General features: G+C 61.3%; 15 protein-coding genes. 8 read left to right on the top strand and 7 right to left on the bottom strand.

Annotated features, from left to right (window positions below; genetic code table 11):
* Nucleotide 1 precedes the first annotated feature (1 nt).
* The 3 genes from pstB to cysZ all read left to right on the top strand — a co-directional run bounded on the left by pstB (nt 2) and on the right by cysZ (nt 2368).
* The gene (gene pstB / locus LLY24_RS00985; RefSeq protein ID WP_259034401.1) at nt 2-775 is read left to right on the top strand and encodes a phosphate ABC transporter ATP-binding protein PstB; all 774 of its coding nucleotides are present in this window, start codon (nt 2-4) and stop codon (nt 773-775) included.
* 27 nt (nt 776-802) lie between these two features.
* A complete protein-coding gene (phoU, locus tag LLY24_RS00980) occupies nt 803-1528 on the top strand; it encodes a phosphate signaling complex protein PhoU (RefSeq protein ID WP_259034400.1) in 726 nt (241 codons plus the stop codon).
* A gap of 78 nt (nt 1529-1606) precedes the next feature.
* Nucleotides 1607-2368, top strand: coding sequence for a sulfate transporter CysZ (gene cysZ / locus LLY24_RS00975; protein ID WP_259034399.1), 762 nt, complete (start codon nt 1607-1609; stop codon nt 2366-2368).
* A gap of 398 nt (nt 2369-2766) precedes the next feature.
* On the opposite strand, the gene LLY24_RS00970 is transcribed toward cysZ, so the two are convergent.
* The 5 genes from LLY24_RS00970 to LLY24_RS00950 form a co-directional block, all read right to left on the bottom strand.
* Nucleotides 2767-3105, bottom strand: a complete 339-nt coding sequence (locus LLY24_RS00970) for a hypothetical protein (protein ID WP_345799630.1) — start codon at nt 3103-3105, stop codon at nt 2767-2769.
* A 443-nt stretch (nt 3106-3548) separates the two neighbouring features.
* Nucleotides 3549-4835: a phosphate regulon sensor histidine kinase PhoR gene (phoR, locus tag LLY24_RS00965; protein ID WP_259034398.1), complete on the bottom strand. Its 1287-nt coding sequence runs from the start codon at nt 4833-4835 to the stop codon at nt 3549-3551.
* 2 nt (nt 4836-4837) lie between these two features.
* A complete protein-coding gene (gene phoB, locus LLY24_RS00960; protein WP_259034397.1) occupies nt 4838-5527 on the bottom strand; it encodes a phosphate regulon transcriptional regulator PhoB in 690 nt (229 codons plus the stop codon).
* A gap of 92 nt (nt 5528-5619) precedes the next feature.
* Nucleotides 5620-6510 (bottom strand): 4-hydroxybenzoate octaprenyltransferase, encoded by an 891-nt coding sequence (ubiA, locus tag LLY24_RS00955; RefSeq protein WP_259034396.1) that lies wholly within the window; start codon nt 6508-6510, stop codon nt 5620-5622.
* Between the two features lie 42 nt (nt 6511-6552).
* Nucleotides 6553-7107: a chorismate--pyruvate lyase family protein gene (locus LLY24_RS00950; RefSeq protein ID WP_259034395.1), complete on the bottom strand. Its 555-nt coding sequence runs from the start codon at nt 7105-7107 to the stop codon at nt 6553-6555.
* 83 nt (nt 7108-7190) lie between these two features.
* Between LLY24_RS00950 and LLY24_RS00945 the strand changes: the two genes are divergently transcribed.
* The 5 genes from LLY24_RS00945 to LLY24_RS00925 all read left to right on the top strand — a co-directional run bounded on the left by LLY24_RS00945 (nt 7191) and on the right by LLY24_RS00925 (nt 11289).
* The gene (locus LLY24_RS00945) at nt 7191-8360 is read left to right on the top strand and encodes an NAD(P)/FAD-dependent oxidoreductase (protein ID WP_259034394.1); all 1170 of its coding nucleotides are present in this window, start codon (nt 7191-7193) and stop codon (nt 8358-8360) included.
* Nucleotides 8361-8488: 128 nt separating this feature from the next.
* Entirely contained in the window at nt 8489-8761 is a 273-nt protein-coding gene (locus tag LLY24_RS00940; protein WP_259034393.1) for an HU family DNA-binding protein, read from the top strand.
* Nucleotides 8761-9117, top strand: a complete 357-nt coding sequence (locus LLY24_RS00935; protein ID WP_259034392.1) for a hypothetical protein — start codon at nt 8761-8763, stop codon at nt 9115-9117. Before LLY24_RS00940 ends, LLY24_RS00935 begins: the two co-directional genes overlap by 1 nt.
* 6 nt (nt 9118-9123) lie before the next feature.
* Nucleotides 9124-10218 carry a zinc-binding dehydrogenase gene (locus LLY24_RS00930; RefSeq protein WP_345799629.1) on the top strand — a complete coding sequence of 365 codons (1095 nt, stop codon included), beginning with the start codon at nt 9124-9126 and terminating at the stop codon, nt 10216-10218.
* 132 nt (nt 10219-10350) lie between these two features.
* Nucleotides 10351-11289 carry a LysR family transcriptional regulator gene (locus LLY24_RS00925; protein ID WP_259034391.1) on the top strand — a complete coding sequence of 313 codons (939 nt, stop codon included), beginning with the start codon at nt 10351-10353 and terminating at the stop codon, nt 11287-11289.
* Here the strand turns inward: LLY24_RS00925 and LLY24_RS00920 are convergent.
* Nucleotides 11268-12821: an aldehyde dehydrogenase family protein gene (locus LLY24_RS00920; RefSeq protein WP_259034390.1), complete on the bottom strand. Its 1554-nt coding sequence runs from the start codon at nt 12819-12821 to the stop codon at nt 11268-11270. The two genes, LLY24_RS00925 and LLY24_RS00920, sit on opposite strands and share 22 nt — an antisense overlap.
* A complete protein-coding gene (locus LLY24_RS00915) occupies nt 12818-13708 on the bottom strand; it encodes an NAD(P)-dependent oxidoreductase (protein WP_259034389.1) in 891 nt (296 codons plus the stop codon). Before LLY24_RS00915 ends, LLY24_RS00920 begins: the two co-directional genes overlap by 4 nt.
* Nucleotides 13709-13728 lie beyond the last annotated feature (20 nt).

Raw genomic sequence — 13728 nt, 5'->3', positions numbered from 1 at the left:
CATGCCCACCTTCGCGGCCGAGGCGTGCAGCCTGAGCATCGAAGGGTTTTCGCTGGCCTACGGCGGCAAACCTGCACTGCGCGATTTGACGCTGCAGATACCTCGGCACCGGGTCACGGCGTTCATTGGCCCTTCGGGGTGCGGGAAATCGACGCTGCTGCGCGCGATCAACCGCCTGCACGATTTGAACGAGTCGGCCAGGGCCGAGGGCCGCATCGCGCTCGAAGGACGCGACATTCACGATCCCAAGCTCGATGTCAGCGAGCTCAGGCGTCGGGTGGGCATGGTGTTTCAGACGCCTAACCCCTTCCCGATGTCGATCTACGAGAACGTGGCCTTTGGACTGCGGCTACAAAAGCGCCTGCCCAAGCGTCAGCGCGACGATCGCATCGAGTGGGCACTCAGCGCGGCAGCGCTGTGGGACGAGGTCAAGGACCGCCTGCACCGCTCGGCGTGGCAGCTTTCCGGCGGCCAACAGCAGCGGTTAGTGATCGCGCGTACGCTGGCGGTAGAGCCCGAGGTGTTGCTGCTCGATGAGCCCGCTTCGGCCTTGGACCCCATCTCGACGCTCAAGATCGAGGAGCTCATTCGTAACTTGAAAAGCCAACTCACGCTAATACTGGTCACTCACAACATGCAGCAGGCCGCCCGCGTTTCCGACTACACCGCCTTTTTGCAGCAGGGGGCGCTGGTGGAGTATGGGTCGACGGATCAGGTCTTCACCAACCCGCGGCTGCAGCGCACCGAAGACTACATCACGGGACGCCTTTCCTAGCCCGTGCTCTTCTCCCAGGAGAACCCCATGGATATCACCAGCGATACGCATAGCCAGCATATCTCCCGCCAGTTCAACCAGGAACTGGAGGAGTTGAAGACCCACCTGATGGCCATGGGCGGCCTGGTGGAAAAACAGGTTCAGGACGCAGTGATTGCGCTGCTCGAAGGCGACAGCCGCCTGGCCGAGAAGGTGCGCGACAACGACCGTCAGGTGAACGACCTGCAGTTGCAGATCGACGATGAGTGTACCCGCGTACTGGCGCGCCGCCAGCCAGCAGCCTCCGACCTGCGCTTGGTACTGGCGGTGATTCGAGCCACCTCGGATCTCGAGCGCATCGGCGACGAGGCCAGCAAGATCGCCCGTAACGCCCTGACGCTGAGCGAGAGTACCAGTACGGTGCGCGGTTTGGTCGAGGTGCGCCACATTAGCGAACACGTGCGCAAGATGCTGCGCGATGCCCTCACCGCCTTTGCACGTTTCGATACCGAGCTTGCCATGCAGGTGGTGCGTGAGGATGAGTCGGTGGACGATGAGTACGGCAGCGCCATGCGCTCGCTAATGACCTTTATGATGGAGGATTCCCGCGCCATCAGCTCGGTACTCAGCATCATGTGGGTGCTGCGCGCCCTCGAGCGCGTCGGCGACCATGCCAACAACCTCGCCGAATACGTGGTCTATCTGGTCAAGGGGCTCGACATCCGTCACAGCGATCCCGCTAAGCTCAGCGATCAGGTACTAAAAAAGTCTTGATTCGCCGCAGGATTCCTTTTGCAATAGCGCGGACGGCGTGAACGCCGTCCGATGTCTATTACTGCGAGGAACTCCCTCATGCTCGACGCCATTACCGCGCTGAGCCGCGGCACGCGCCTCGTCTACCGCCCTGGCCTGCGGCGCTACGTCTTCTTTCCCATCCTGGTCAATTTGCTGGTCTACGCGGTCATGCTGACGCTGGTGGTCAACCGCTTCAACGGCTGGCTGGCCTACTGGATGAGCCTGGTACCTAGCTGGCTTGGCTGGCTCGACTGGTTGATCTGGCCACTGTTCGTGGTGAGCTTGCTGGTGGTGATCTTTTTCACCTTCACCCTGGTGACTCATCTCATCGCCGCGCCCTTCTACGGCTTTCTCGCCGCCGAAGTAGAGCGCCGCGCTACCCAGCACGAACCGCTCGACGACCGTGGCCTAGGCAAAACCGCCATCGATGCCGTGGGTCGCGAGCTGGTCAAACTCGGCTACATCTTGCCTAGGGCGGCGGGGCTTTTCGTGCTCAGCTGGATTCCCGGCGTCAACGTGCTCGCCCCGCTGCTTTGGGCGCTCTTTTCCGCCTGGGTCATGGCCATCACCTACCTCGACTACCCAATGGACAACAACAAGGTGAGCTTTGCCGACATGCGCAAGCGCCTCGCGAGCCGCTGGTGGCCGACGCTGAGCTATGGGGGTTTGATCGTCATCATCACCTGGGTTCCGTTGGCCAACCTGTTTCTCATTCCTGGCGCGGTTGCGGGTAGCGTACTGATGTGGGATGCCTATTACCGCAGTCCGCCATACCGAATAGGAAACGCAAGAGACGTAAACAGGGCGTCAAGCGATTAAAGCTCTTACATATAGACGTATGGATATATAGTCGTATTGCAAGAAGCTATAGGCCAAATATTTTGTAAGCTAAAAAATCAAGAAGAAAAGTAAATGAAGAAAGACGAGTAAGACCATAGGGATGAAATAAAGATGTGAAGCAGATATAAACAATTAGACCCCGCCGAGGCGGGGTCTCTAAGTACTGCTAGCGGATCAATACGTAACGTAAGCTTCCTATCCTTTTGCGGGAATTCCAACCCTGGAACTTAGCCCTCACTCACGCTGTTGTTTGCCGCTTGATTCAATCCTTGAATCAGATGTTCATCCTTGCCGTCCTTCTGACATCCTTGTCTGCACTTTGCTCCATCCTGAGCGTAGTAAGACTATGCCAAACGGTAAAACAATGTAACTAAATTTTAGTCGTGATTACGTTCTACCACTTCTTCCGGTCCATCAAAGGTAGCGTCATCACTATTGGTCGCAGTGTGGTTATGCTCACCGTGCGAATGCGGCTCGGTTACGTTGACCTGATCGCCTTCGTCATACTCTAGATCTTCGACATCGTACTGTGCCGGATCAGGAGTGTGCTCAGACTGCGGCTGGACCGGTTCCTGATCCACGTAGTCATCTTGGTTCTCTTCGATCGACGTACCTTCTTGGACAGAAGAAGTCTGTGCAAAGGCCAGCGGGCTAGCCATCAGACCGAACGACACACCGAGAATGCCAGCTTTCTTGAGAAATTCCTTGGACATCATATCCCACCTCCTAGATCGCTGTTAGACCGCTTAAAGTGAAGGAAGAGTAAAGCCTAATCGAGTATGCCAATTAAGATTCACTAGCGGTTGGCTTCCTTGACCAGAGTGTTGCAGACGGCATGCCAATTATTCGACAAGACTTTTAAATCATTCATTTTCAATAACTTATATATGATAAAAGAATTAATCCCGGTTTGATTCAACGGCAACAACTGCTCACTTATGTGTATCGAAATGACACATGAGACATAGATGAACGCCCTGCGTGACACACTGGCACACTTAGACACTCGACGTTACATAACAAAATCGCTAAAGAAGAGGCAGGATTCGCGCGCTTGAAATATTTCGCGCTAGATAGTTCGTAGTAGATAGCTCGTACTAAATAGCCCGTGGTAAATGGTTCGTGGCGCTACAGCGATAAAACGCCAGCACCGGCCTTTCTAACGCAAACGACCGGCAGGGAATCGGCAATAAAAACTCGCCCCTTTACCCGGAGAGGAAGTAATCGTTAGTTGCGCCTGATGGCGCAAGAGCACGTGCTTGGCAATGGCCAGCCCGAGACCGGTACCGCCGGTTGCCGCACTGCGCCCTTTGTCGACGCGGTAAAAGCGTTCGGTGAGGCGGGGAATATGTATGGGATCGATGCCTTCGCCATCGTCGGTTACCTCGATACACCCCTCTCCGCTTGCCTCTATGCGCCAGCGCAGCACGATGGTGCTGCCTTCGGGGGTATAGCGTACGGCATTGAACGCGAGGTTGGAGATGGCGCTGCGCAGTTCCTGCTCGCTACCAAGCAGGCGCTTCTTACTTTCGATTTCCACCTGCAGCGTATGGCGACGACGAGAAAGCGCTCGGGCGTCTTCGGCAATGCTCATCAATAACGGCGCCACCTCGAGCTCGGCGTGATCATCGCCGCCCTGATCGATCTCGAGTCGCGATAGCAGCAGCAAGTCGTTGACCAGGTTCTGCATTCGCAAGGTCTGCTCCTGCATGCGCTGGATACCCTTACTTAGCCGTGGGGGCAACTGTTCCGCCATATCCTCATAGGTTTCGAGGTAACCCGCGAGCACCGTCAGCGGCGTACGTAACTCGTGGGACACGTTGGCAACGAAGTCGCGTCGCATCTGCTCCAACTGGTGAAGTCTGGTAATGTCGCGCGCCATTACCAGGCGCTCGTCATCACCGTAGAGGGTGATTTGGTACTGCAGGATACGCCGTTCGTCGATGGGGGACGAAAGCGTCAGAGGCTCGGCGTAGGCACGTGCATTGAAGTAGCTGACAAAGCGCGGGTCGCGCAGGAGATTGGTAATGTGCTGGCCGCGATCGTGAGCGGTCACAAGCCCCAGCATCTCGCTAGCGGCACTGTTCCACCACTCCAGATCGCCATGGCGATCGAGCATCACCACGCTGTCGCGCATCGCCTCCGACGACTCCTGGATACGCCCCAGCATGGCGCGCAGGCGGCTCTGGGTCAGCCGTTGCCCCTTCTGGTAGCGATACAGCCGATCGAACAGCTCGCCCCACATGCCGCGCGCCGCTGGCGGCTCGTCGCTAGGGCGAAGCGTGAGCCATAAAAACAGCGCACGCAGCTGGCGCAGATGATAGACCAAACAGCCAGCAAGCCCCGCCGCCAAACCCAGCCCCGGGGCACCGGCGAGCCAGCCGAGGCAGACGCCTAGCGTCGCGAGCCACGCCAAACGCCAGAGTTCGCGGCTCCACAGGCGCATCGCTATACTCGCGCGGAGAAGCGGTACCCAGTGCCGCGCACGGTCTGGATCAACCCTTGATGCACATCACCCAGGGCCTTACGCAGGCGGCGAATGTGCACGTCCACGGTGCGCTCCTCGACGTAGACGTTACCGCCCCAGACCTGATCGAGCAATTGACTACGGGTATAGGCACGCTCTTGGTGGGTCATGAAGAACTGCAGCAGGCGATATTCGGTGGGCCCCATCTCCAGCGCACGGCCGTCGGCGCTGACCCGGTGGCTCACCGGATCGAGCAGCAGGCCGTTGATCTCGATGGGGTCTTCCACCCCGCGCGGGGTGGTACGCCGAAGCACCGCCTTGAGCCGGGCCACCAGCTCACGCGGCGAGAAGGGCTTGGTGATGTAGTCGTCGGCTCCGGCTTCGAGGCCCTGGATTTTGTTGTCCTCTTCGCCCTTGGCCGTAAGCATGATGATGGGCAGCTCCGCCGTGGCTTCCTCGCGCTTGAGCCGCCGCGCGAGCTCGATGCCGCTCGTGCCGGGCATCATCCAGTCGAGCAGGAGAAGGTCGGGCTGGTGGTCCACTACCAAGGCATGGGCCGCCTGAGCGTTGTCCGCTTCGAGCACACGATAGTCTGCCATCTCCAGCGCCACGGCGATCATCTCGCGAATGGGCGCTTCATCGTCGACGATCAATACGGTCTTGGCGGTCATCCCAAAGCCTCGCGGTTACACAGAAAGAGTCCATGACAGGTCAGTGACAATCTCACCATGCCGAGATGACAATTCTATGACAACGGCGCGAATTAACCAGCAACAGGCCACAAACTGAGGCCAATACCGGCAAACACCAGCAAACCCGACCAGTGATTGTTGAGAAACGCCTGGAAACAGGGGTCGCGCTCGCGCTCGCTAATCAGCCATTGCTGGTAGAGAAAGGTCGCCGCCATGCCCGAAAGTCCGAGCCAGAAGAACGCTCCCAACCCCAGGCGCCCGCCCACAACGCAGAGCAGCACCAGCGTCGCCACTTGCAGCCCGGCGATGATGCCGCGATCGGCATCGCCAAACAGCACCGCGGTCGACTTGATGCCGATTTTAAGGTCGTCGTCACGGTCGACCATGGCGTACTGGGTATCGTAGGCCACGGTCCACAGCACGTTGGCCGCGAACAGCAGCCAGCCTTCGAGCGGAACGTAGCCCAACACGGCGCCAAAGGCCATGGGAATGGCCCAGGAAAAGGCCGCCCCCAAGACAACCTGAGGCAGATGGGTATAGCGCTTCATGAAGGGGTAGATGAACGCCAACGCCACGCCGCCAAGCGATAGCATCACGGTGAAGGCGTTGGTGAACAGCACCAGCACGAAGGCAAGCGCGACCAGAGCAACGAACAGCGTAAGCGCTTCGCGCTCGGCGATGCGCCCGGTGGCCAACGGGCGGTGGCGGGTGCGCTTGACGTGGCCATCGACGCGCCTATCGGCGTAGTCGTTGATCACACAGCCGGCCGCGCGCATGGTGTAGACCCCAGCCACGAAAATCAGCAGCAGATGGCGTTCGGGCAAGCCATCGGCAGCGAGCCACAGCGCCCATAGCGTTGGCCACATCAAAAGCCAGGTGCCGATGGGGCGGTCGAGCCGCATCAAACGAATGAAATCGGGGAGCCTTGCCCACCCCACCGGTCGCAACAAAGAGCTGTCCATGTCTACCTCGTCAAAAGCGCCAACCACGGTCGTCGGCCAAGACTAGCGCGTCGGCAAGCGCAAATCATCCGCCATGGCCATGGTGAAGAATTCCTGCACTAGCAGCGTGGTAGCGCCATGGTGAAATATCGAGCGCCGCCCCCAACGACTTGGGCACGCGCCAAAGGGCGCTTGCGCAGGCGTTGCTTCCAGGCCACCGCGCACGAGATCGGGCTGGCGAAACAGCCAGCTTCCCAAAGAGCGCTCGCCCAGCGTCAACAGGCGCTGTTTGAGGGTACGATCGAGTGGCGCCACCGAGCGCGCCACCACCCAAGGGCGCTCGTCCACGCACAGCGCCACCTCACGAATCCAGGCGTGCCGTCTGGCAGGCAACCCCAGCGCCAAAGCTTCGTCGCGCGTCGGCACGCCTACCCCCTGGCCGACCAGGTGCACGTGAAACGCGCGGCCTGCGCTAGCCTCGATCAAGCGCGCAGTGAGCGAATCGCGCGAGGCCAGCCACGGCCACCAGGGTGCACTCATGGCCGGGCGCTGCGCCGCGACGGGTCGCCACCCCAGCCCATCGCGCTGCGAGCGCGGCCGCCGACTAGAAACGGTCACAGGATTCTCCCCCCACGAAACGAGGCGCTAGTGTACCATCTTGAACTGATTGGCTTTTGTTCAACGTTTCCCTAGGTGACTGCATGGCCTCACAGCATAGCGCGCTCGTCATCATCGGCACCGGCATGGCCGGGCTTGGCCTAGCGCGGGCGCTGCGCTGCGGTAAGGACGCCCGCTCGCTCACCCTGATCAGCCGCGATGGCGGCGAAGAGTACAGTAAGCCGCTGCTCTCCACCGGCTTTGCCAAAAAGCTCTCCGCCGAGCGCTTGGCGCCCAAGGGCGTCGACGAGCTAGCCCGCGAGCTCGATGCGCGCCTGATCGTCCACAACCCGGTGGTCTCATTGGATGTGGATAACCACTGCTTGATGCTTGAAGATGGCGAACGCCTTACCTTCGATCAGCTGGTTCTTGCCACCGGCGCCACACCGCGCGCGCCCTTTGCCGTACCCGAAAGCGTCGCCGCGCGCTGCTTTACGGTCAACGACCTTGACGACTACCGTCGCTTACACGCCGCACTGGCCGATAACAAAGCGCGCGTGGCAGTGGTCGGCGCCGGGCTGGTCGGCTGCGAATTCGCCAACGACCTGCACGCTGGCGGCCATCAGGTTACGCTGATTGCTCCCGAAGGCGAGCCGTTGCCGCGCCTTCTGCCCACGCCGCTCGGCCAGGCGCTAGCTTCGGCCTTCACCGACGCGGGAATGACGCTTGCGCTCAAACGCACCATCGCTATCTTCGAGCGCAGCATCAATGAGGGCGTGACGCTTACCCTCGACGACGGCAGCAGCGTCGAGGCCGATATCGTGCTCCTCGCCACCGGCCTTGCGCCCGAGACCTCGCTTGCCGAGGCGGCGGGGCTTGCGGTCAGCGCCGAAGGCATTACGGTCGATCGCTACCTACGCACCTCGCACCCCGATGTCTTCGCTTTGGGGGACGCGGCCTGCGTCGAGGGCATTAGCGCCATGTACGTGGCACCGCTGCAGGCAGGCGCCAAAGCGCTGGCCGCCACCCTAAGCGGCACGCCCACCGCCGTGGCCTACGGCGCTTGGCCCGTGGTGGTCAAAACGCCGCTGTTACCGGTGGTGGCTTACCCGCCCCGAGCGCGCTTCGATCACTGGCGCATCGAAGGCGAAGGCGGTGATCTAACGGCCCTGGCCGAGGACGCCGAAGGACGCTTACAGGGGTTTGCGTTGACAGGCGGCTGCGTGCGAAGGAAAGTGGAGCTTTCCAGAGCGGCCCCGACACTGCTAGGCTGATTCCGCTGCCTTCGCGGCGGGCTTAAACAAGGGCCTCGTTAAAGGGCTCAGTCAAGCGCCACTCCGTCAGGGTGACGATTCAACAACACGAAGTGCCATTGGCTTTTTTTCATTCAGGGAGATTCCTAATGCGTAAACCCGAACTCGCCGCCGCCATCGCGCAAAGCGCCGATCTTTCCAAGGACAAGGCAGGTCAGGTACTCAACGTCATTCTCGACGAAATCACCAACAGCGTCGCCAAGGGCGAAGACGTCACCTTGATCGGCTTTGGCACCTTCACCGTACGTGAACGCGCCGCCCGCACCGGCAAGAACCCGCAAACCGGCGCACCGCTGAACATTCCCGCCAGCAAAAACGTCGCCTTCAAGCCGGGTAAAGCCCTGAAGGACGCGGTTTCCTAATGAAACTGAAGCTGACGCTGTGGTTTCTGGGCCTGCTGCTCAAGCGTGCCCAGCGTCGCAAGCCCCGCTTTCGCGAACAGCTCGAGCGCGTCAAGCGCCTGGACTGGGGCATCGCGACCGAGGACCTTGCCACCGCACGCTACTACCGGATGACGCCCCAGGGCATCGAAACCGGCAAGGGCCTGCCGGTGGATCTGGATCTGGAACTGCGCTTCAGCGACGCCGACACCGCCCTCAAAGTACTCAAGAAGCCGACCCAACAAGCCTTCCTCGACGGCATGATGGCAGGCAAAGTACGTCTGGTCGGCGACTCCGCCGACATGACCAAGCTACAGAAGCTGTTGAAGTATCTGTAACGACTGATGACCCGCCTATGGCGGGTCGTTTCACTACCCAGTTCTTTGCCGCCGCGTTCACGTATCGGCCCCTTGAGCCTTTTTAAGATGCTAAATACGGTGACGACGACACGCGGTCTGCGTCTTCGGGAGAGACCGGACGACTTACTATCACCACATCATATCGAAACGGTCGCAATCACTCTTCCGCGTCATCCTCAACTCCTGCTACGCCCACGCTATATTAGCGTTGACCCCTATATGCGAACACGCATGCATCCCATGGGCTATGACTATATCGAACGTTGGGAAAAAGGAAGCCAACTCTCGGGCTGGACACTCGCCGAGGTTATGCAAAGCCAGGTTGCTGGTTTTGCGCCCGGAAATTTCGTCGTAGGACACCTGCCCATGCAGGAAAGCGTTGCCAGTAGCGCAAAGGAGATGATCAAGATCCCTGCCGCACATATGCCGCTTTCATATTTACACCCTCTTGGTATGACCGGCTTTACGGCCTGGGTGGGCATGGAGCTTATTGGCGCACCAACGCCACAGGATACCGTACTGGTTAACGCCGCCGCCGGAGCGGTTGGATCGCTTGCAGCGCAGCTTGCAAAGCGCCGAGGTGCTCGTGTCATAGTAACTGCCGGGCGCGCAGACAAACGCGAATGGTTATACCAGCAAGGTTTTGAAGAGGTGCTTGACCACCGCCATCCCGACTATGCTAAGCACCTAGATAAGGCCGCGCCTAGCGGCATCTCACTTCATTTCGAAAACGTGGGTGGTACGGCCTTGCAGGCGGCAATCGAAACGATGCGCCAGGGTGGGCGTATCGTGCTATGCGGGCTAGTAAGTCAGTACCAGTCAGCTCAACCTCGCCAGGGCCCGCGTAACATGGCGACACTCGTGGCAAAAAACGTCGCGATCATTCCTTTCGTCGTACCCCACTATCTCGAACACTGGTGTAACTTCCAACGTTTCATGGCGCCGCTGGTGGCAAAAAATCAGTTAAGCTGGCGATTAGATGAGATAACAGGTGGGATCGATAGCATCGCCACAGCGCTAATCGGCGTGCTGAACGGCGACAATCTAGGAAAGCGGGTCGTCAAAATGAATGAGCTATAAGAAGTAATACGACTCAGGGCGATACTCAATGATCATCGCACGGGTTCGGTTCCGTAATGGCGATACGCATAGTGCAGCGTATTATCGACGTGTAGATTAGTGCTTAATTGAACGACAAAGGAACCGCTTGCGATGGACATACCGCATCAGCGGTTGGTGTATTTCAGCGTTACGTTGGAGTCGGGGTCGGTGCGCCGTGCGGCGGCGCGCTTGAACATCGCGCCCTCCGCCGTTAGCCGCCAGATCAGCCTGCTCGAAGAGGCCTTGGGGGCCGCGCTCATCGAGCGTCAGCGCAGCGGTATCCGCGCCACCCCGGTGGGCGAGATGCTGCTTGAGTACTGCGAGCGACGGCGCTCTTTAGACGATAGCTTCGCCACCTCGCTCGATGCCTACCAGCGTCTTGAAACCGGCACCATCAGCCTTACCGTCGGCGAAGGCTTCGTCAGCGACCTGGTCGCTTCACCGCTGCACGAGTTCACCGAGCGCTACGCCGGTATCCAGCTAGACATCCACACCGCCGGCACCTCAGAGATCATCGACAGCATCGTAGAAAGCCGCAGTCATATCGGCCTCATGTTTCACGAACGGACCCACCCACAGCTGCGCTTCTGGGCCTCGAGCCACCAGCCGCTCATGGCCATTTTGCATCCTGACCACGCCTTGGCAGCCCAAGCCTACCCCCTCACGCTGGATCAGCTCAGCCGCGAGCCCATGGCGATGTGGGACACCAATCACGGCGTACGCCAAATGGTCGATTTGGCCTTTCAGCAGGCACGCTTGTCGCCGCGCTTGGCGATGAACACCAACTCGATGTCGATTCTGGCGCAGTTCGTGCGCAGCGGCATGGGCATTACGCTGCTACCCGCCTTTGCCATCGCTCACGATCTGGAGATCGGCACGCTCGTGGCGCGCCAGGTGGAAACGCCGCTGTTCCAGCGCTCCAAGGCGCACATGGTGACCCGCGTGGGGCGCCAGCAGCCCAAGGCAAGCCTTTTGCTGCTGCGCCACCTGCAGCGCTGGCTGCAGGCGTTTCGCGACCCCGCTCACGATCAACCCACGCCGTTACCGTAACCGAACGCCACGCTCGCCTCGGGGGCCGTCTCCACCCAGACGCTCTGCGGCACGCTGTACTCCTTGAGCCCATCGAGGCCGCTGGAGCGACCAAATCCGCTCTCGCCGAAGCCACCGAAGGGCGACATCACGTTGATCGCCTTGTAGCTATTGATCCACACGGTGCCCGCGCGCAGTTGCCCGGCCACGCGATGAGCCCGCGCCACGTTCTGGCTCCATACCGCTCCGGCAAGCCCGAACCGCGTGGCGTTAGCCAGGCGCACCGCCTCGGCTTCGTCGTCGAACGCCATGGCGACGAGCACCGGGCCGAAGACCTCTTGCTGGGCAATCGCCATGTCGGGCGTTACGTCGACCAGTACCGTCGGCGCGATGAAATAGCCCTCGGCTTCGTCGGGCAGCGTCGTTGGGCGCCCGCCGCCGGTCAGCACGCGCGCTCCAGCGGCAACGGCCGCATCGATCATGCTCATGACCTGCTCGAACTGGCGCCGATTCTGCAGCGGCCCCATGCGGGTAGCGGTATCGCTGGGCAAGCCCACGACGATCTGTTCGGCGGCGCGTGCCAGGCGAGTGGTAACGTCATCGAAGACGCTGCGCTCGACGAGCAGGCGCGAACCCGCCACGCAGCTCTGCCCGGCGGCAGCGAAGATGGCCGCCTGCGCGCCGGCCACCGCCTCGCCGATCTCGGCATCGGCGAAAACGATATTGGCCGACTTGCCGCCCAGCTCCAGCACGCTCGGCACCAGCCGCCGCGCGCCCGCCTCGGCGATCAGCCGCCCGCTCTGGGGCGAGCCGACGAAGACCAGCTTGGCGATACGCTCGTGAGCGGTCAGCGCTGCGCCAGTGGTGCGCCCCAAACCGTTGACCACGTTGAGCAGCCCCTGCGGCAGCGCACCGCTCTCCTCCAGCAGCTTGGCGATCACCACCGAGGTGAACGGGGTCAGCTCGGAAGGCTTGAGCACCACGCCATTACCCGCCGCCAGGGCAGGCGCCAGCTGCCAGGCGCAGGTGAACATCGGCGCATTCCAGGGCGTGATCTGCCCCACGACACCGTAGGACACATGGCGCACGTAGTTGAGATGCGATGTCGGTACCGGGATCACTTCACCGTGCTGCTTGTCGCACCACCCGGCGTAGTACTCGAACATCTCGCGAACCTTGCCCACTTCGGCGCGGCAGTCGTTCACCGGTTTGCCCGCCACCACGCTTTCGAGCTGCGCCAGCGCCTCTTCGTCGCCTTCCAGCGCGCGCAGTGCGCGGTTCATGCGGCGGCCACGCTCGCTGGCGGTCAACGCCCACCAAGCCGCCTGGCCGCGAGCAGCGGCCTCGGCGGCGGCGTCGAGCAGCGCGCCACCAGCGTCGCGATAGCGCACTAGGGTGGCGCCGGTCACCGGGTCGTCGAGGACGATCTCATCGCCTTCACCGGCCACCAAGCGGCCGTCGATCCAGTTGCTCAGGGGCGTAGCGGCGTTCATGCCGAAATGGCTAAGTAGTTCATCGAGACGCGTTTGCGCCTGCTGGGTAAGACGGTTCATTGGGCGCTCTCCGAGTCGGTGGCACGGGCAAGAATGGGGCTGACGATATGGTTGAAGTCATCGCTGTCGGCGGGCGCGTCGGGGTCGGCATGCCAGGCCGCGACGACGGCCTCCAGCAGCGCAAGCGGAATGCCGAGTTCGGCGGCCGTATCGCGCGCCAGACGCAGGTCTTTGCGCATCAAGCCCGTGGTGAAGCCCGAGTCGAAACGCTCGTTGACCACCCAGGTGGGAAAGTTCACTTCGCTCACGGCGCTGCGTCCCGAGCCGCTATTGATCCCCGCCAGCAGCGCTTCGGGTTCGACGCCTGCGCGGGCGCCCATGGCCACGGCTTCGGCGGTGGTCAGTAGGTGTGCAGCACACAGGTAGTTGTTGGCCAGTTTGACCACATGCCCGCTCCCCGGCCCGCCTACGTGGGTGCGCTTGGCCGACATCGCTTCGAGCATCGGCGCTACCCGCTCGATGGTGGCGGTATCGCCGCCCAGCAGCATGCCCAGGGTGCCGGTGGCTGCGCCTTTGGGGCCGCCGCTTACCGGCGCATCCAACCAGCCAAGCCCCGCTGCGGCTACCTTTTCCGCCAACGCACGGCTGACCGCCGGGTCGCTGGTCGAGGTATCGACGATCACGCTGCCCTTGGGCGCGCGTTGGAGAAGCCCAGGGGCGCGTTCGATGACCTCGCTAACGTGCGCCGAGGTGGGCAGCGAGAGCAGGTAGACCTCGGCGTCCGGCAGGGCCTCCGGCGTCACGACCTCGAGCCCTTGTGCGGCCAGACGCTCGCGCGCGGCGGGGAAAAGATCGCTCCCGGTGACCGCAAAACCGGCGCGTGAAAGCGTCAGCGCCATGTTGCCGCCCATTTGGCCGAGGCCAATCACACAGATACGTAGTGCCATGAAACGTCCCTCTTTGCAGG

The sequence above is a fragment of the Halomonas dongshanensis genome, from assembly GCF_024790395.1.
Taxonomy (GTDB): domain Bacteria; phylum Pseudomonadota; class Gammaproteobacteria; order Pseudomonadales; family Halomonadaceae; genus Vreelandella; species Vreelandella dongshanensis.
The sequence above is the reverse complement of the archived record's forward strand: the minus strand, read 5'-3'. Positions and strand labels throughout refer to the sequence as shown.